The organism is Rhodopirellula sp. JB055, assembly GCF_043100905.1.
GTDB lineage: Bacteria > Planctomycetota > Planctomycetia > Pirellulales > Pirellulaceae > Rhodopirellula.
This window is the reverse complement of sequence record NZ_JBICHO010000361.1, coordinates 1-17,933: the sequence shown is the minus strand read 5'-3', so window position 1 is coordinate 17,933 and position 17,933 is coordinate 1. Positions and strand designations below refer to the sequence as shown.

Genomic DNA, 17,933 nt, shown 5'->3' with positions numbered 1-17,933 from the left:
TGTGCTGAAACCCGCCGGTATGGCCCTGGAACTCACCGCCGACGACGTTGTGTACGTTGAAGCCTCAATCACGAATGTCTGGACGAACCTCGCCATCGGCGCGGTTCTCGCAACCCTCGTAATGTTTCTGTTCCTGCGCACCTTGTCGGGAACACTAATCGGCGTCATCGGCATTCCGATCTGTACGATCGCAGCCTTCCTCGGCCTTTTGCTATTCGGGCGCACCATCAACGTCATCTCGCTCGCAGGCGTTGCGTTTGCCATCGGCATGACAGTCGACAATTCCATTGTCGTGCTCGAAAGCATCGAATACGAGCGGCGGCGGGGCCTTGACCGAATGCAGGCCGCGATCGAGGGGGTACGCAAGGTTTGGCTACGAGGCGACGACGCACCATTTGGTTCAGCAGCGATCCGCTGTCGCGGCCTCGCAGATCGGTGACCCGAGCGGAGGTGATGCCGGGTTGGTAAGCGACCAGGGAAAGCACCTCGACGGCAGCCTGATTCAGCCGCGTTTCGCGAATTTTTCCGGTGAATGCCGCGCGAACGTTTTCGACTTCGGGTGCCAAGACCATGCGGTAGCCGCCGTCTTGTTCGACGATTCGCATGCCTTGGCGTTCGGCGCGATACGAGGCATTCAATTGATCGATGATTTCAACGACTTCCTCCGGCGAAAAGCCTCGCATGATCGAAGCCAATCGAGGCGGTGTCAGCGGCAAGTTTTCTGGATGACCGACGAACAAAGCCGCTTCCACGATGGCTTCGGGAGAGGCGGCTTGATCCGCGGCGGCGTCGGACTCGGCGGAACTTTGGGCTGCAACGGCGAGTGCTTCGTCACTGTCGGGGTCTTCGTCGGCGAGCTCTTCCGCGGAGTCGTTTTCGCGGGCGTTGGGGTCTGGTTCGGAGCGAAGGAGTTCGGCAGGGTCGAGGTCCGTGGGCGTTTCGTCACCACTTTCCGACATCGCGGCGACGCGGGCGTAGGCGGCCCCGAGTTGTTCGAGCGAGAAGCCTTCTTCGTCGTCATCAAACTCATTGTCGAGTTCGGTTTCGTTATCGGGAGCTTCGTTCTCCGGGGAGTCGATTCCCGGTTGTTCCTCTTCTGGAGGATGGGATGGCTCATTCATGGAAATTTTGTCGCAGTTGTTTCATGCCTCGGTGCAGCAATCCGGCGACCGATCCGGTGGTCTTGTTCATTCGTTCGGCGACGTCGGACAGTTTCAGGCCTTCGAGGTAGTGCAGCGCGATCGCATCACGCTGGGCTTCGGGCAGGGATTCAATGGCATCGGCCAACGAGAGCAGTGATTCTCCCACCATCGCGTGTTGGCTGGGCGTGCCGACGTCGCCGGCCAGCAAACCTTCCAGACGCATGGACGATTGAGCCACCCGTTGCTCCATCGATTGTTCGCGGCGGATGTCTCTTTTGTCTCGGTGCAGGTCCCGGTCCAGGTGGCACATTTGACGCACCAAAATCTTTCTCAACCAAGCCCGCCATTCCGCTTCTGTTGTGCCGCGATACTGGTCGATGGCCGCGACCGCTTGCATCATTGTCTGCTGAACGATGTCGGAAGCACCCAATTTGGCTTTGTAGCTGGCTCGCATCTGCATCCGGGCCAGCATTCGCAAATAGGGCTCGTATCGAGCGATTTCCTCGGCTCGGACGGGCGAATCGTGAGGCTCGGACGGGTCGAGATCGGAGGGATCGGTGGACGTCATCGTTGGTTCGATTGGGTTTGTCGCTTCGCGGGTTGCCAGCGGACCGTTACAGTAGCAGAACTTTCCGGACGGATTGGAGACGTTCCGGACACATTTCATTGCCTGAAACCATTTGATTGATCGCCTGATGGCTCGCGAAGCAATTTACCAACAATCGAATCCAGACTCCGGCGGGGAACCACCAGAGGACGGCCTGCCACCTGGAAACGGTGCTGCCGCGGGCGGGGAGGAGCCCAGCAACGGTCCCGAACCCGATGCCAATCTGCGGCCTCAGCGAATGACGGAAATGGTCGGGCAGCAGGACGTGATCGAACGGTTGCGGATCGCGATTGATGCGGCCCAGGTGCGGAGCGAACCGCTGGGACACATTTTATTCGATGGCCCACCGGGACTGGGCAAAACGACGTTTGCGACCGTCATCCCGACGGAAATGAACACCACGGTTCAGATGGCCAACGGCGCCGGATTGAAGGCCCCGCGGGACCTTCTGCCTTACCTGACAAATGTTTCGCGAGGCTCGGTGCTGTTCATTGACGAGATCCACCGGGTTCCGCGAGCGATCGAGGAGTACCTCTACACCGCGATGGAAGATTTTCGAATCGACATTGTGTTGGGGGAAGGGGTCAACGCACGAACTCTGAACTTGAGTTTGGAACCGTTCACGTTGATTGGTGCGACGACGCGAGCCGGGATGTTGACGGCACCTCTACGAGATCGCTTTCAAATCCGTGAGCACCTGGGTTGGTACACGCGAAACGAGTTGGCGGAAATCGTGCTTCGTAACTCGAAGAAGCTGAACATTGAAGTTGATCCAAAGTCAGCGGGCGTGATCGCGGACCGAAGCCGCAGCACACCTCGGTTGGCCAACAATCGATTGCTGTGGGTTCGTGACTACGCCCAAAGCAAAGCCAATGGGAACGTGGAAGCAAGAGTTTGCGAAGCGGCGTTGGACATGATCGGCATCGACAATTTGGGGCTCGACAAACAGGATCGCAATTACTTGGACACGCTGATGCGAGTCTTCTTGGGCGGGCCGGCTGGTTTGGACGCAATCGCTCACACGATGAACGTCAGCTCGGACACACTCGAAGACGAAGTCGAACCGTTCTTGCTGCGAAGCGAATTGTTGGTGCGGACTCGCCGTGGACGATTGGCGACTCCGAAAGCATTCGAGCACATGAAACGAGAGATGCCGGATCGTCCTCTCTCTTGAAAGGTTGAGCTGTTTCAGGTTGTTGATTGAGTCGTCAATGACGTTTGAACGCACGTAGGATGGACACTCTTGTCCGTCCGATTCGGGAAGGTCGGCCAAGAGTGCCAACCTACAGCAAAATCAACAAGCTGGTTTTCAACGGGCAGGGTTCAACTGCCAAGCCACCTCGCATCCAAGTCCACTTTCAACCGTTCGCGTCACGCTGCGCATCGCCCCACTTTGTTTCGTGAGAGGTGGCCGCGAGCAGAAACTCCGGGTTTCTGGCACGGAAACTCCGGGTTTCTGGCACGGAATCGACGAGGCGTTGCCAAGATCGGGAGATCAGGAACGAAGTGTTTTTGTTCTGTCACTCGCTCCTTAAAAATGGCTCGCCCCAACGATGAATGATTCCGATGAAACTGTCCTTTGGGAAGCGGAATTCAATCCCAAAGTCAAAACGTATTGGTTGATCAGCGCGGTTCTGACCACTTTTTTGACGATCATTCTGATTCCTTTGGCACCGCTGATCATTCCAATCGCCTGGTACGTTTCGGGGGTGTATCTGAAGAGCCACCGTTGCACGCTGACGGAGCGAACACTCAAAGTCAGTCGTGGTGTTTTGGTTCGGCAAGAGAAAACAGTGCCCTTGGATCGGATCACCGACTTGGGATTGGTTCAAGGTCCGATCATGCGGGCGTTGGATCTGGAAGCCGTCAGTGTGGAGACGGCGGGCCAATCTGGACCGGGTTCGTTGGTCCGGCTCACCGGCATCCGCAACGGCCGAGCCTTTCGCGATGCGGTGCTGAAGCAACGTGATGCCGTGACCGGCGGCGAGCCCGCTCGATTGACGTCGACCGCCGAACCAGGCTTGGCAGTGGATGCGAACGTTCAATCGACTTTGGTCGAGATCCGCGACATTTTGAAACGGATCGAAGCGCGATCGATGTCGCTGTAAGCATCGCCAACCGGTAGCTCGGCGGGCGAATACCGAGCTACAAGGCGTGGCGATGAACTACGGGGTTTCGTTGGGTTGGTCAGGTCCGAGGTGCCAGTCCATTGCGTCTTGCATGATGCTGGCGTTGATCTGAAGCATTCGCTGCTTCATCGCTTCGACTCGCTCGGGTTGTTCTGCGGCCAGGTTCTTCGTTTGGCCTGGATCGTTCTTCAGGTTGTAAAGCTCGAAGTTGTGATACGTGCCGCTTTTGATCGCTGGGATCCATTTCTCGACGAACATGTTGTGGTTCGACATCTCTTAGTCACGAAAACCAACCAGCGAGTAGTCGCCATCTCGCATCGCAACGATTGGCTTGGATCGTTGAAGATGCCAAAACAAAGGTTGATGACGCTCGAATGAATCGGCGTGACCGGTCAACAAAGGCGTGAGGTCGCTGCCGTCGAGATGAACTTGCGGTGGTTCCAAATTCAGTAACCCGCACAGGGTGGGCAGTACATCGACCAAACCAGCGGGTTGGTCCAAGACGACTCCGGCGGGAATGTGTCCCGGCCAGTTGAAAATGCCTGGCACGCGAATTCCGCCTTCCCAGTTGGCGCCCTTTCGTCCGCGAAGATTGCCGACACGGTCGGTTCGGTAGCTGCCGTTGTCAGAGGCGTAGATGACCAGCGTGTTTTCGCGAATTTCCATCGCATCCAGTTTCGCGAGCAAACGCTGGATGGCTTGGTCGGTGTTGTCGATTGTTCCGGAGTAGATCGCGGCTTTGTCGTTCACCTTCCCATATTTCTGTGTGATCTCATCGGGCGACGCGATGGGGGCGTGGGGTTCGTGAAACCAGACGTTCAGAAAGAATGGCTGGTTGGGTTTCGATTCGCGGTGCCGATCCATCCAGCCGATCGCTTCGTCGGCGACCAGTTGGCAAGAGTAGCCCTGCAGTTGTCCGACGGGTTCCCCGTTGCGGATAAAGTTGTCAGGGTTGTGATGACTGGGTTCGGCGTTGTTCCAAGTCGCGAACCAATGATCGAATCCATGTTGGTCCGGCGTGGGTTTGTTTCGGCTTTCGGTTGGCAGTCCCAGGTGCCATTTGCCAACGTGAGCGGTCGCGTAGCCGGCGTTTCGCATCACTTCGGCGATTGTGATTTCTCGCAGGCGAAGGTGCGAGTTCTGCGATTCGTCATGGATCCAACTGTAGACACCAGTGCGAATGTGATGGCGTCCGGTGATCAGCGTGGCTCGCGATGGCGAGCAAACCGCGCACCCGGAATAGAACTGCTCAAAACGGGTTCCTCCGGCAGCCAGTTGGTCGATCGTCGGCGTTTGGACGGGACCGCCGTAGCAGCCGACGTCACGGTAACCAAGATCATCAGCCAGCAACATCACGACGTTTGGCCGAGGCGTTTGGGCGCTGGCTTGATCCGTGAGATCGCCAAACGCCGTGATCGAAGCGAAGAGCAATAGGAAGGTCGGGATCAATCGGAAGGTTGGGCGTTGCGGTGAGGTTTGGGGGACTGGGGGAGTGCTTGGCATGTTGAACCGGAAGGGGAGAGGAAGGTGGGGACACGCAGAGTTTGAGTCGTGCAGGTCTGGTCGAGCCAGACCGTCGGCATTTTAGGCGATTTGGGGGGCGTTTGGGCTGTTTGAGAAACAAGGGTTGGAGCGGGAACACGATCGTTCGGCACGAGTCTCTTAGTTGGGGTGTTGGGCGTTCGGATGTTTCCAACAGAATTTGCCGGTTGGAGTGGGCTGAATCCAAAAGAATTTGGCTTGTGGATGGTCAATCCGCTTTCGTAGGGTCGCGGCAGGATCGCGCGATTCGTTTCGCGTTGGTCCGTGATGTCATTCCACCCGTATTTCCCGTTCGAGCTGATACCCGCTTGGCTGATCGGCGCCAACCTTTCGACTCCATGCCTCGTCCTTCGCGTGAAACACATTCACCGGTGGCGAGGTTGGCTGCTGCGCGATTCGGACTGAACCGGTCGATGATCGTTGCGTGGTTGGGTGCCGTGATTTGCATGCTGGTGAATTCTTCTGCGGCGTTTGCCCAGGCGACTCCAGAGCGGTCGGTCTACGATGTCACTGATGTTTCACAGACATTGCAGTTGTCTGGGGACGCCGTGCACCGGTGGCAAGATGGATCACGGGAGTACACGTTGTTGCGTGGCAATGTCGAATTGCAATTTGAAGGCAAGCGATACGAAGCAGCCTCGGTTCTCGTGGCTTTGTCGGGAAAGCAAAATGATTTGACGGCTCGTCTGTTGATGGACCGTGTGAAACTCGGGCCTGGACAGACGACGGAGCAACCCATCGTGCAAACGGTCGGTTTGACGTCCGTGCCCCTTGTGCGAGCGGATTTGTACCGCGGCCGAGTGGAGATTCCGTCGCACTGGTGGACGAAGATGGGCATTCGTCCCGAGGCAGCGGCGCCTGCCAGCGTGAATCTGGTCCAGTCGGGGACGCAGGATTTGCCCGGTCATGAAGCGGTGCCGACGACTTCGCAGGCGGTTCAACCCGTTCAGTATCTTGAACCAGTGATGGGAGAGCCGAATCTGCCTTCGGGCGGCTTGGTGCTTGATCCGCCAGCCGTATCCAATCTGCCTGCTCCGGTGCAGAGTTTCCAGCCACCCATCATGGAAACTCCGCCGCCTGCAATCTCGACACCGGATGGAGGGACCACCGGTGGTGTGCCATTCATCGTCGGTGGTGGCACCCGAGCGATCGAGGTTTTTTCAAGAGGCTCGAACACGCCAGCGGAACTTCAATACATCAATCGTCCTGGCACAAATGAATCGGTTGTCATCGCTCGAGGCGGTGTCACGGTGTTGGTGCGAGACGTCTCCGCTCGTTTGCCTAGCGGTGAGATCATGCCACTGGGCACGGTGTCCTTGTCGGCCAACCGGATTGTCGCCTGGATGCCGCGATTGAGCGACGTTTTTCAAGGCACACAAGATTTTCAATCCAGCGAAGGTGAGTTGTACCTCGAAGGCGACATCGTTTTCCGGCAGGGCGATCGTATCATTTATGCCGAGGCGATGTACTACAACGTCACCCGCGAAGTCGGCATGGTTTTGGACGCGGAAACCATCACCACGATTCCCGAATACGAAGGAACGGTGCGGTTGAAAGCGGAGGTGATGCAGCAAATCAACCGAGGGAACTTCGTCGCCATCGACGCGGCGGTCACGAGCAGTCGGATGGGGGTGCCTCGCTATTGGCTGCAAAGCAATCGTTTGGAATTGACGCAGCGTTCCATCGTGCGGTCGGATCCAATCACCGGCCAACCGATCGCGGACAGCGAACCGATCGTGACCAGCGGTGGTAACTTTGTGTACTTGGGCGGCGTGCCCGTGCTGGCTTGGCCAAGGTTCACGACTCCTCTCAGGAAGCCAACCTTCTATTTGACCGGCGCTGATATTCGGAACGATGATATCTTCGGTTCGCAGGTGTTGTTGGAGTGGGATCTGTTTCAACTGCTCGGTTTCACCAATCCGCCCGCGGGCGTCGAGACGACTTTGCTGACGGATTATTTGAGCGAACGCGGCCCGGCGGTGGGGACACGAACGACGTATGCCTTGCCCAGTTTGTTTGGGATCGGCGGACCGGTTTCGGGAACCTACGACAGTTACCTGATGAAGGACGATGGACTGGATGTCTTGGGACAAGGTCGTCGTGATTTGCAACCAGAAGAAACCTATCGCGGTCGCGCAACGTTGCGGCATCGACATCACTTGCCTGGCGATTGGGAATTCATCGCTGAGGTTGGCTATTTGAGTGACCGCAACTTCTTGGAACAGTATTTCGAATCGGAATGGGACCAAGACGCGGATCATCGAACGGGATTGCGGTTTCGAAAGTACTCCGGTTCGCAGATGTTGGACATTGCGGCGAACTTCCAGGTCAACGACTTCTTCATGGAAACCGAAGAGTTACCGACGATCGAGCACTACGCGCTCGGCGGATCGATCTTGGGTGATTCTCTGACTTGGTCGATGCACAACGAGATCGGGTACAAGCACTTGCAGGTCGCCGATGCTCCGGAGGATCCGGTGATCGCGGCGGGCACGTACACCTTGCCAGGTGAACTGGACCGGGAAGGTGTGGTGACGCGAACACGACAGGAAATATCCGCGCCGCTGGACGCTGGCCCCGTGAAAGTGATCCCGTTTGCGATTGGTGAAGCGGCCTATTACGGCGAGGGTGCCGATGGCGACGATCTGACGCGTTTGTGGGGCGGAGGCGGATTGCGTTTGAACCTGCCGATGTCGCGAGTCGATCCAACCATCCAAAGCTCACTGCTGAACATTCGCGGGCTGGCTCATAAAATCGATTGGTCGGCGGAGTACTTCTACGCTGACAGCGACACGGACATGGATGAGTTGCCGTATTACGATCCGCTGGACGACAACGCTCAAGAAGAGTTCCGGCGTGTGTTCACCGGGACTTTGTTTGGGGGCACGTTGCCGCCGGAGTTTGATCCGCGGAACTACGCGTTCCGGCAAGGCATTCAGCGGAACGTGACCAGTGCCAGTGATACGGTTGTCGATGACCTGCAGCAATTGCGTTTGGGGATGAAGCATCGCTTTCAAACCAAACGCGGGTTGCCGGGACGCGAACGGATTGTGGATTTGTTCCGGTTTGACATGGAAACGATTTTGTATCCCAAGGAAGACCGCGATAACTTTGGGGAGACGCTTGGTCCAACGATGTTTGACGCTCAGTACAACATCGGAGATCGATTCACGTTGTTGAGTGATGGTTACATCGACTTCTTTGACAATGGGCTGCGTTCGATCAGTGCTGGTTTCCGAACCAGTCGTCCTGGTTTGGGAGATTTGTATGTTGGTTTGCTGTCGATGGAAGGGCCGATCAGCAGCACGGTGTTACGGACCAGTTTGGATTACCGTTTGAATCACAAGTGGATCGTTTCGGCTGGCAACGTGTATGACTTTGGTGAGACCGGCAACGTCGGCCAGACATTGGGGCTGACCCGTGTGGGTGAATCGTTCTTGGTTCAATTGGCAGCGAATGTGGACGCAGGACGCGACAACACGAGCATTGGTTTCATGGTGGAGCCACGCTTTTTGCCCTCCAGTCGATTGGGGCGTTTGGGCGGTCAGTTGATTCCTCCGCCAGGTGTCGAAGGGCTGGAGTGATGACTCCGAAACGCGGATCTTGGACCTCGAAGTTTCGATGCGCGACGCTTGGGGTTTGGTTCGCCTTTGGTGGGCAGAGCAGTTTCTGGGTTCACCTGCCAGTCGCTGTCGCGGTGATCGTGATGGCGGCGTGGTTGGATGTTAGCCCTGCGAAGTGGGCGATTTTGATTCTGGCGATCGGCGGTGTGTTGACGGCCGAGCTTCTGAACTCGTCGATTGAGTTGCTGGTCTCCGTTTTGCACCCGCAGCATCACCCGCGAATCGGCCAGGCACTCGATGTCGCAGCGGGGGCTGTGTTGGTGATGAGTCTGGCGGCCGTGGCGGTCGGTTTGATCGTGTTGTTGCCGCCGCTATGTGGCCGGATGTTCGGTTTCTGATTCCACGGTTTCGGATCCGTGGGGGTGGGACTCGCCTGTATTGGAATCACTGGTGCTGGCTTCTTCGAGACTCTCTTGGACTTCGCTCCCGGCGGTCCAATAGAAGATCGTGCCGATGATCGCCATCACGACTTTGACCAGTTCAAACGCCAACGCGACCAGCGTTCCCGAGGCGTCCGTCGCCTTCGCAGGAATGATGTGATACAGCGTTTCGATGGTCACTTCCAAGACGCCGACACCAGCGGGCGTCAGCGGCAATGCCGACATCAACATCCCGATGGGAACGATCACGAAGTGTTCAGCCAAGGTTGGCGGCAAGGCGTACATCGAGACCGCAATCAGATACATGCTGATCACGAGCAAGCCCTGGACGACAACGCTCATCAGCAAGGACGACGCGAACGCCCAGGGGTGATGATGGAACATCCGCAGGGGCGGACCGACGTGTTCGATCAGTGAACCGACGACCGGAAGTTTCTCGCCACGTTGCAGCAGCGTGTCGACGAATTTGCCGCCGAAGACCAGCGTCGCCAGAATGGCGGAACCCACTGAAAGCAGCACGATCGTGATGAGTTTGATGTCATCGATCGTGATCCCGTTGAATTCGAAGGGATCTTTGGATTGATGGATCAGCAGCCCGCCGGAAACCAGCAGCAGCAACCCATACAGTCCGGCACCGCGGTCGACGACAACCGATGCCACGGCCGCAACGCGTTTGCCGGGCGAACGCCTGGCCAGGAAGACTGCTTTGAAGAGGTCGCCACCGACGCTGCCCGCGGAGACGAAGCTCAGCAAAAAGCAAATTGAACTCAGCCGCAACGCTTCCATCAAACTGAGCGGGATGCCTTGGCAGCGAACCAGAACCCACCACCGAACGAAGGAAACCAACAGCGCGCAAATCGCAACCGCGAGCGCACCAACCAGCAAGGGAACGTTGATGGATCGGGCCATCAGGTCGTCCCACTCGGCGGGTTCAATTCGATTCAGCAGAAACCAAATGATCGCGACTGGGACCGCGAATTTGACCAGGGTGATCGCGTAGCGTTGAAAGTTTTCGGGCATGCCGGCAAGAATAATTCGCGGCCTTCGCTTCGGATAGGCGATGCGGTCGCGATTCAGCGACGCCCAGGCGTGTTCTGCAGATCTTGGTCGGGGACCGTTGGCGAGGCCGACACACGGTTGTTGTCGATTTGATCGAGTGCGTCAGTGTGATCGGGGACTGCAAAGACCGCCAAGGCGGTGGTTTTGCCTTTCACCATTTGTTCCGGCAACGCGATCGCTGGGAAGCGTTCGGGCAACGTGTCTCGCGTGGACTGCGTGATCAGCAGAGGGTGGCCCAGCGGTTTGGTCAGCGATTCCACTCGCGAGGCGATGTTCACGGTATCACCGATCGCGGTGTATTCCTGGCGTTTGGGGGAACCGATGCAGCCGACCACCGCAGGCCCTGTGTTGATGCCGATGCCGATGGCGAATTCTTCCCAGCCGGCTTCTTGCATCAGGGCTTTTTGGTTCGCCATTGATGTTACCAGTTCTTGTCCCGCCGCGACGGCTTTGGGGCCGTGATCCACAGAACTGCCGCCGACACCGAAGATGGCCATGAAACCGTCACCTAAGAACTTGTTCACCATGCCGCCATGGGATTCGATGACTTCGACGGCTTCTGCGAAGAACAGGTTGAGTGCATGGACGACTTGGGTGGGCGAGAGCTTCGATGATTGGCGAGTGAAATTGCGAACGTCCACGAACATCACCGAGATGACTTGTTCGCTGCCGTTATGACCATCGCTTTGACGCATGATTTGTTTCGCAGCTTCGCGTCCGACGTGTCGACCAAATGTTTCCTGCAACTTTTCGCGATGTTGCAACCCATCAACCATCCGGTTGAATCGCTCGATCAGGTGTCCGAAGTCATCGCTACGAAGCAGCTTCACGCGGACATTCAGGTTGCCTCTCGCGACATTGGACGCAGCGCGTTGCAACTGCATCACCGGTGCGGTGACCCACCGCCCGAGCATCCAACTGGTGATCAGTCCGAACGAAATCGCGACGACCGCCACGGTGACACCAAACATCGGTGACAAGTTGGCTGCGTCGGGAACGATCAGCAGCATCACCAGTGAAATCACCGGACAGACAACGGCGGAGAAAGCCCACAGGATTCCGCGAGCCCGGATGCTCAGTGGAACGGCACCGGGAACACTGGCGGGATTGCTGTCTTGGAAGAACACAGGAAACAGCGTGGCCTGCGCGGTGAGTTCGACCGCGAAAAAACTCTGTGTGACCGCGATCAGGGAAGCGATCACAAAGGAGGTGATCAAGTGCCAAACGACCAACCCGGACAGGGGTTCGCCTGCGGACGCGATGGCCAGCGGGAAAACAGGAATGCAAGAGAGCCAACCGATCGCGGCGACCAGGAGAAACCACCAAGGCAAATGGATCACTCGCCGGCGAGCGGCGGCGAGCGTTTCTGGTTCGACGGGGTGATGATCCAGCAGTGCGTGGTGGACGCGGCGCAGTTGCCAGAGGGGAACGACGTAGCAAGCAATCGCAACCGGGTACACAAACAGATTGAATACCTGCCAGCAGGCGTGAAATCGCTCCATTTGTGCTGGTGACAGCAGCGGCTGGATCTGCGTTTGGTTGTACAGGATGTTGAAAACGCTGCCGATCACATTCGCGATGATCGGGGACACTCCCACGAGAAACATGGCGTGACGTTGAGCCCAGGTCCAGCGTCGAGGCGATTCGGCAATCGGTGGCGACATCGGATGATTCAACGCGGGACTGAACGTGCGATTCGGGAGGAGGTCGCGGGCGGATGTCGGCAGTGTACAGTTTCTGCGGCTGCCCCTCATAATTGGGTGCACGAATTGCTATGGTGGAGACGCTGAAATCGAATCTGATTTTGATTTCGTCCCGTTCATCCTTTCTCGAGGTGCTCCATGTCCGTTTTGAATCGTTTTGTCCTGAAGAATTGTGTCGTCAGTTTGGCGTTGCCGGCGTGCATGCTTGTCGTTTTCGCGGCCTCAAGCAGTGTCCAGGCTCAAGATGCCGACTCGGCGAAGCCTGTCACGGTGGATGTCTTCGGGGCGGGATCGCTGGAGGTCCCCGCATCGTTTAAGAAAACAACGCCTCGCAGCCGGATCATCGAGCACGAATTTTCCGTCCAAGAAGGCGAAGGCGACGATGCACCTTCGGCTCGTCTCACCATGATGGCTGCTGGCGGCGACGTGAAAGCCAACATCGATCGTTGGAAGGGACAATTCAGCGGATCGAACAAGAAGATCGGTGAAACCGAAGAGAAGAAGTATGGCGACTGGGAAACGCACGTGATTGAAGTCTCGGGTGACTTCAGCGAGCGAATGGGCGGCGGTCCCTTTTCGGGCGGACGCGTCGTCAAACGGGAAGATTATGGCATGTTGGGCGCGATCTTGGTTCACCCGGAAGGCCGCAAGTACTTCGTTAAGTTGATCGGCCCCCAATCGCTGATCGAATCCAACCGCGACGCTTTTAAGAAGATGATTGCATCGATTGACGGGTGAGCTTGTCATGCTCGCCGTGCCGTTTTGATCTCGGCGTCAATTTTGAATCCCTCGGCTCTTTTGGTCGTTCCTTTCGGACATTGATCCTTTGAACACGCAAAGTTTTTTGGAACATCACGGCATCGCTCGCAATCCGTTCGCGGAGGAGGATGCGCAAACCGACCCGGTGTTCAAGCAGCACTGCATTCAGAATGCGTATCACCCGGCGTGGGACAAGGTGTACGGTGACCCAACCGAGCCGGCAACTGCGATCATCTTTGGGCCCAAGGGCAGCGGCAAGACCGCGATGCGGTTGCAGGTCGATCAGCATCTGGTGCACTTCAACGCCCAGAACCCTGACGGTCGCGTTTACATCATCCGATATGATGACTTCAATCCGTTCCTGGATCACTTCTGCGAACGGTTGGGGCGCCGGGCGTCTCGCAAGCCCGAGAAGGCTCTCGATGCGTGGCGTTTGTGGGATCACATGGACGCGATATTGTGTTTGGGGGTGACCGAGTTGGTCGACCAGGTGTTGCTCGAGAACGATTCGCATCGCCCGAAATCCGACAACGGCAATCGCATTGACACGGCCAAGCTCTCCAGACTCGACCGCAACGACGCTCGTGATTTGTTGTTGCTGGCCGCTTCTTATGACCAATCCACCTCGTCGACGTTTTCGGGGCGGTTTGAGCAACTGCGAAAGCGACTGGGGTACTCCAACTGGAACGCTTCGCTGGATCTTTGGTTCGCGATTGGTTGGTGCGTGCTGGTGGTCGGAGTGTTCGGCTGGTTGTTTTGGAACTCTGCTGATGAAGAAGGGGTGCGGACCTGGAATTTGCTGTGGTTCATTCCAGTGCTGTGCTTCTTTGGAAAGCTGCCCTACTTGATCCGGTGGTGCCGCTGTCAGTTTGCAGCGATGGGCATTCATCGCCACATGCGAGTGGGCAAGCGAGAAACGTCTTCGGTCCGCAAGGTACTGATGCAGTTTCCGGCGAAGGATTTGGCCAGCCAACCGCTGCCGCGTTACGACCGCACGGATGATCGCTATGAATTGTTGCGGAAATTCCAGTCGCTGCTTGGGCGTTTGGGATTTGACGGCGTGATCGTGCTGATGGACCGAGTCGACGAGCCCCACATGACTGGCGGCAAACCGGAATTGATGCGTCGTTTTGTGTGGCCTTTGCTGGACAACAAACTGCTGAAGCACCCCGGATTGGGGTTCAAGCTGATGTTGCCGGAGGAGCTTTATCGCGACACCGAGCGAGAAACGCGTGAATTTCACGAACGGGCTCGGTTGGACAAGCAGAACGTCATTCCCGCTTTTTCTTGGACAGGCGAATCGTTGTACGACCTGGCGCGGTCACGAATGATCGCGTGTGCCTCGGAGGGAAAACAGCCTGAGCCGAAGGATTTGTTCGATGATTCGTTGTCTTATGAGCGAATGTTGACGGCGTTTGAGTCGTTGCGAGTGCCGCGTCATCTGTTTCGATTCTTGTACCGGGTGTTGGTGGAGCACTGTAATCAGTTCACCGATGCGTCTCCGAAGTACAAGATTGACGCCTCCACGTTCGAAACATCCTTGGCGGTTTACGTCCGAGAGATGGAACGGGTATGACGCTGGATTGGGAAAAAAGTTAGAATTCGGATCAGTTTCCTAACCGGATTGATCGATACAACCCGTAAAGTCCATCACTTTTTACTGGCTCCTTCGCTTGTGCGAACGATTACCGGCGAAATATCACCCTCTTTCCGATTCGACCGAGCTTTCAGCTGCCCTTAAGGCGGGCTGGGTCGATCCGCTTGAACGTCCCGAAAGGGCGATTTTGCATCCATGACCACTTCTACGCCGACGACCAATAAAAAAATCGAATCCGTTTCGGGGATCACTGTTCGCTTGTGCGGTGACTCGGGCGATGGGATGCAGCTTCTCGGGACTCAATTGACAAACACGTCGGCGTTGGCTGGCAACGATGTGGCGACCTTCCCTGATTTCCCGGCCGAAATTCGTGCTCCACGCGGGACGCGCGCCGGGGTTTCCGGGTTCCAGGTTCAATTTGCCAGCGAAGAGATTTTCACGCCTGGCGACACCCTGGACGCATTGGTGGTGATGAACCCCGCCGCGATGGTGACCAACATTGGTGACCTGCGAAAAGGCGGCATCCTGATCGCCAACGAAGACGGTTTCAACGAAAAGGAATACAAACTCGCGAAAGTCGAGAGCAATCCGCTGGACGCCGATGTGATCGAGCAGTCCTACCGGGTCGTGAAGGTCGCGATGACGAAGCTGACTCGAGCGGCGGTTGCGGAGCACGGTCTGTCAACGAAGATCGCTGATCGCTGCAAGAACTTCTTCGCCATGGGATTGGTGTATTGGTTGTTCGGCCGTTCGCTCGAACCCACTTTGCGTTTCATCGAAGCCAAGTTTGGCAAGAAGCCTGACATCGCGGCGGCCAACATCGCGGCTCTGCGGGCTGGTTGGGCTTACGGGGAAACGACTGAGGAGTTCGGTGAGAGCTACCAAGTCGAAGCGGCTGAATTGGAGCCAGGCACGTATCGCAACATCATGGGCAACCAAGCGTTGGCGTGGGGCCTGATTGCGGCTTCCAAAATCAGCAACAAGGAAATGTTTTATGGAACGTACCCCATCACGCCTGCTTCGGACATCTTGCACGAGCTGACCAAGTTCAAGAACTTTGGCGTTCGCACGTTCCAAGCCGAAGATGAAATCGCTGCCATTGGAGCAACCATCGGAGCCGCTTTTGGTGGCACGATGGCGGTCACCGCCAGCAGTGGTCCCGGCATCGCATTGAAAGGCGAAGCGATGGGATTGGGCGTGATGTTGGAATTGCCCATGATCGTGATCAACGTTCAACGCGGCGGACCCAGCACCGGGCTGCCGACGAAGACCGAGCAGAGCGATTTGTTGCAGGTGATGTTTGGCCGCAACGGTGAGGCACCGATGCCCGTGTTGGCACCTCGTTCGCCTGGCGATTGCTTTGCAATGGCCGTGGAGGCGTGGCGGATCGCGACCGAGTGCATGGTTCCTGTGATGCTGCTTTCGGATGGTTACATCGCTAACGGCAGTGAGCCTTGGAAGATTCCAGAAATGGATGAGTTGCCAACGATTCGTTGCAGTCATCCAGAAGAGCACACCGGCGAAGGCCCGTTCTTGCCATACGCTCGCAACGAAAATCTGGCGCGTCCGTGGGCGATCCCCGGCACTCCGGAGTTGATGCACCGCGTCGGCGGTTTGGAAAAGGAAGATGGCACGGGCAACGTGTCTTACGATCCTGCCAACCACCAACACATGTGCGACACGCGTGCGGCCAAGGTCGCCAAGATTGCTGAGCGGATTCCCGAGCAAGACGTGTATGGCGAAACTTCGGGCGATGTCTTGGTGGTTTCGTGGGGCGGAACATACGGTGCTTGTCACACCGCCGTGAACCGCTGCCGCGAAGCGGGCCAATCGGTGTCGCACGCACACATTCGATACATCAATCCTTTGCCACGTAACATCGGTACGTTGCTGAAATCGTTCAAGACGGTGGTGGTTCCAGAGTTGAATGCCGGGCAACTGCGAATGCTGCTTCGTGCTGAGTACCTGGTGGACTGCATTGGGATCAACAAAATCCAAGGCAAGCCATTTGCTGTTTCTGAGTTAGTGGAAGCCATCGGCAAACACGCTTCGACGCAAACGCAAAGCAAAGCGGGTTAGGCGATTGGCCTTCTACTCGTCTTTGTTGCCTGCGTCCGTTGTTGTCCCACCTTGCCAAAATTATCCCCACTCCATCATTCAATCCTATGAATCTTCCTGTCCTCAAACCCGCCGACTTCGCCTCCGACCAAGACGTTCGCTGGTGCCCCGGTTGTGGTGACTATTCGATTCTCGCTCAGATGAAAAAGGTCCTGCCGGATCTTGGTGTGCCTCGCGAGAAAACGGTGTTCGTCAGCGGTATCGGTTGCAGCAGCCGGTTCCCGTACTACATGAACACCTATGGCATGCACAGCATTCACGGGCGCGCACCCACATTCGCGACGGGCCTGAAGTCGACTCGCCCTGATTTGATGGTGTGGGTGATCACCGGTGACGGCGATGCGCTTTCCATTGGCGGTAACCACTTCATCCATTGCTTGCGTCGAAACCTCGACGTGAACATCGTGTTGTTCAACAACCGGATCTATGGTTTGACCAAGGGGCAGTACAGCCCCACCAGTAGCGAAGGACAAGTTACCAAGAGCACTCCCATGGGAGCCATCGATCACCCGTTGAGCCCACTGTCGATTGCGTTGGCCGCGGAAGCGACCTTCGTTGCCCGCAGCATTGACGCTCATGTTCAACACCTCGGCAAAACGCTGAAGGCGGCTGCGGAGCACAAAGGGACATCACTCGTTGAGGTTTATCAAAACTGCAACGTGTTCAACGACGGTGCGATGGCGTATGCACAAGAACGCAAGCAACGTGCGGACAACGTGATTGAGTTGGAGCACGGCAAACCGTTGATCTTTGGGAAGGAGCGTGACAAGGGCATCCGATTGGTGGGTAGCCACCTCGAGGTCGTCAACACCGCCGATGTGCCAGCGGATGATTTGCTGATCCATGATGCTCACGATCCAAACCCGTCCATTCAGATGATGTTGGCACGCATGCGGTACCCGGACATGCCAGAACCGATTGGTGTTCTGCGAAGTGTGTCGGGAGTGTCCACCTACAACGATCAAATCAACGAGCAAGTCACGCAAGCCAAAGCGGCACGCGGCGAAGGCGATCTCGCCGAGCTGTTCCGTAGCGGCGATACATGGGAGGTTACAGCCTGATGTCTCGAGGAAAAACTTTTGACAACATTGCTCGCGCAATCGGTGACACGCCGATGGTCGAGATCAATCGCTTGGTGCCTTCGGGTGACGCGACGGTCTTTGCCAAGTGCGAGTTCTTTCAGCCGCTCAACAGCGTCAAGGACCGCATCGGTGTCGCGATGATCGAAGCGGGCGAGAAAGATGGCAGCATCAATCCCGACACCCACATCATCG

15 protein-coding genes and 1 pseudogene are annotated in these 17,933 nt (G+C 56.9%); 10 read left to right on the top strand and 6 right to left on the bottom strand.

What is annotated here, in order from left to right; genetic code table 11:
• Positions 1-19: 19 nt before the first annotated feature.
• Positions 20-310, top strand: a pseudogene (locus tag ACF8AM_RS14440) (efflux RND transporter permease subunit); the annotation flags it as partial.
• Here the strand turns inward: ACF8AM_RS14440 and ACF8AM_RS14435 are convergent.
• Together ACF8AM_RS14435 and ACF8AM_RS14430 are read right to left on the bottom strand one after the other, a co-directional pair.
• Positions 234-1,121 (bottom strand): SMC-Scp complex subunit ScpB, encoded by an 888-nt coding sequence (locus tag ACF8AM_RS14435; protein ID WP_392556308.1) that lies wholly within the window; start codon positions 1,119-1,121, stop codon positions 234-236. The pseudogene ACF8AM_RS14440 and the gene ACF8AM_RS14435 sit on opposite strands and share 77 nt — an antisense overlap.
• On the bottom strand, positions 1,114-1,710 hold the full coding sequence (locus ACF8AM_RS14430; protein ID WP_392556307.1) for a sigma-70 family RNA polymerase sigma factor: 597 nt from the start codon (positions 1,708-1,710) through the stop codon (positions 1,114-1,116). The genes ACF8AM_RS14435 and ACF8AM_RS14430 overlap by 8 nt, the downstream gene beginning before the upstream one ends.
• Before the next feature lie 112 nt (positions 1,711-1,822).
• Between ACF8AM_RS14430 and ruvB the strand changes: the two genes are divergently transcribed.
• Positions 1,823-2,923 carry a Holliday junction branch migration DNA helicase RuvB gene (gene ruvB / locus ACF8AM_RS14425; protein ID WP_392556306.1) on the top strand — a complete coding sequence of 367 codons (1,101 nt, stop codon included), beginning with the start codon at positions 1,823-1,825 and terminating at the stop codon, positions 2,921-2,923.
• A gap of 379 nt (positions 2,924-3,302) precedes the next feature.
• Positions 3,303-3,857: a PH domain-containing protein gene (locus tag ACF8AM_RS14420; protein WP_392556305.1), complete on the top strand. Its 555-nt coding sequence runs from the start codon at positions 3,303-3,305 to the stop codon at positions 3,855-3,857.
• A gap of 57 nt (positions 3,858-3,914) precedes the next feature.
• On the opposite strand, the gene ACF8AM_RS14415 is transcribed toward ACF8AM_RS14420, so the two are convergent.
• Positions 3,915-4,151 (bottom strand): hypothetical protein, encoded by a 237-nt coding sequence (locus ACF8AM_RS14415; RefSeq protein ID WP_392556304.1) that lies wholly within the window; start codon positions 4,149-4,151, stop codon positions 3,915-3,917.
• A gap of 3 nt (positions 4,152-4,154) precedes the next feature.
• Positions 4,155-5,381, bottom strand: coding sequence for a sulfatase-like hydrolase/transferase (locus ACF8AM_RS14410; protein ID WP_392556303.1), 1,227 nt, complete (start codon positions 5,379-5,381; stop codon positions 4,155-4,157).
• 296 nt (positions 5,382-5,677) lie between these two features.
• Here ACF8AM_RS14410 and ACF8AM_RS14405 point away from each other — a divergent pair, with 296 nt between their 5' ends.
• Positions 5,678-9,004 carry an organic solvent tolerance protein OstA gene (locus ACF8AM_RS14405; RefSeq protein WP_392556309.1) on the top strand — a complete coding sequence of 1,109 codons (3,327 nt, stop codon included), beginning with the start codon at positions 5,678-5,680 and terminating at the stop codon, positions 9,002-9,004.
• A complete protein-coding gene (locus tag ACF8AM_RS14400; RefSeq protein WP_392556302.1) occupies positions 9,004-9,381 on the top strand; it encodes a diacylglycerol kinase in 378 nt (125 codons plus the stop codon). Before ACF8AM_RS14405 ends, ACF8AM_RS14400 begins: the two co-directional genes overlap by 1 nt.
• Here the strand turns inward: ACF8AM_RS14400 and ACF8AM_RS14395 are convergent.
• Positions 9,355-10,443, bottom strand: a complete 1,089-nt coding sequence (locus ACF8AM_RS14395; protein ID WP_392556301.1) for a lysylphosphatidylglycerol synthase transmembrane domain-containing protein — start codon at positions 10,441-10,443, stop codon at positions 9,355-9,357. The two genes, ACF8AM_RS14400 and ACF8AM_RS14395, sit on opposite strands and share 27 nt — an antisense overlap.
• 53 nt (positions 10,444-10,496) lie before the next feature.
• Positions 10,497-12,146 (bottom strand): adenylate/guanylate cyclase domain-containing protein, encoded by a 1,650-nt coding sequence (locus ACF8AM_RS14390; RefSeq protein WP_392556300.1) that lies wholly within the window; start codon positions 12,144-12,146, stop codon positions 10,497-10,499.
• Between the two features lie 177 nt (positions 12,147-12,323).
• Between ACF8AM_RS14390 and ACF8AM_RS14385 the strand changes: the two genes are divergently transcribed.
• The 5 genes from ACF8AM_RS14385 to ACF8AM_RS14365 form a co-directional block, all read left to right on the top strand.
• On the top strand, positions 12,324-12,923 hold the full coding sequence (locus ACF8AM_RS14385; RefSeq protein ID WP_392556299.1) for a hypothetical protein: 600 nt from the start codon (positions 12,324-12,326) through the stop codon (positions 12,921-12,923).
• 88 nt (positions 12,924-13,011) lie between these two features.
• The gene (locus ACF8AM_RS14380; protein WP_392556298.1) at positions 13,012-14,520 is read left to right on the top strand and encodes a hypothetical protein; all 1,509 of its coding nucleotides are present in this window, start codon (positions 13,012-13,014) and stop codon (positions 14,518-14,520) included.
• A gap of 216 nt (positions 14,521-14,736) precedes the next feature.
• Complete coding sequence (locus ACF8AM_RS14375; RefSeq protein WP_392556297.1) at positions 14,737-16,620, top strand: 2-oxoacid:acceptor oxidoreductase subunit alpha; 1,884 nt, start codon at positions 14,737-14,739, stop codon at positions 16,618-16,620.
• Positions 16,621-16,706: 86 nt separating this feature from the next.
• Positions 16,707-17,720: a 2-oxoacid:ferredoxin oxidoreductase subunit beta gene (locus ACF8AM_RS14370; protein WP_392556296.1), complete on the top strand. Its 1,014-nt coding sequence runs from the start codon at positions 16,707-16,709 to the stop codon at positions 17,718-17,720.
• Positions 17,702-17,933 (top strand): pyridoxal-phosphate dependent enzyme (locus ACF8AM_RS14365; protein ID WP_392556295.1); only part of this gene is annotated, 232 nt, incomplete at its 3' end. The genes ACF8AM_RS14370 and ACF8AM_RS14365, both read left to right, overlap by 19 nt.

What these genes read in the sequence shown, in the direction of transcription:
- ACF8AM_RS14385 (WP_392556299.1), top strand. Translation starts at nt 12,324, where the DNA reads ATGTCCGTTTTGAATCGTTTTGTCCTGAAGAATTGTGTCGTCAGTTTG.
- ACF8AM_RS14395 (WP_392556301.1), bottom strand. Translation starts at nt 10,443, where the DNA reads ATGCCCGAAAACTTTCAACGCTACGCGATCACCCTGGTCAAATTCGCG.
- ACF8AM_RS14435 (WP_392556308.1), bottom strand. Translation starts at nt 1,121, where the DNA reads ATGAATGAGCCATCCCATCCTCCAGAAGAGGAACAACCGGGAATCGAC.
- ACF8AM_RS14420 (WP_392556305.1), top strand. Translation starts at nt 3,303, where the DNA reads ATGAATGATTCCGATGAAACTGTCCTTTGGGAAGCGGAATTCAATCCC.
- ACF8AM_RS14390 (WP_392556300.1), bottom strand. Translation starts at nt 12,146, where the DNA reads ATGTCGCCACCGATTGCCGAATCGCCTCGACGCTGGACCTGGGCTCAA.
- ACF8AM_RS14415 (WP_392556304.1), bottom strand. Translation starts at nt 4,151, where the DNA reads ATGTCGAACCACAACATGTTCGTCGAGAAATGGATCCCAGCGATCAAA.
- ACF8AM_RS14430 (WP_392556307.1), bottom strand. Translation starts at nt 1,710, where the DNA reads ATGACGTCCACCGATCCCTCCGATCTCGACCCGTCCGAGCCTCACGAT.
- ACF8AM_RS14375 (WP_392556297.1), top strand. Translation starts at nt 14,737, where the DNA reads ATGACCACTTCTACGCCGACGACCAATAAAAAAATCGAATCCGTTTCG.
- ACF8AM_RS14400 (WP_392556302.1), top strand. Translation starts at nt 9,004, where the DNA reads ATGACTCCGAAACGCGGATCTTGGACCTCGAAGTTTCGATGCGCGACG.
- ACF8AM_RS14370 (WP_392556296.1), top strand. Translation starts at nt 16,707, where the DNA reads ATGAATCTTCCTGTCCTCAAACCCGCCGACTTCGCCTCCGACCAAGAC.
- ACF8AM_RS14410 (WP_392556303.1), bottom strand. Translation starts at nt 5,381, where the DNA reads ATGCCAAGCACTCCCCCAGTCCCCCAAACCTCACCGCAACGCCCAACC.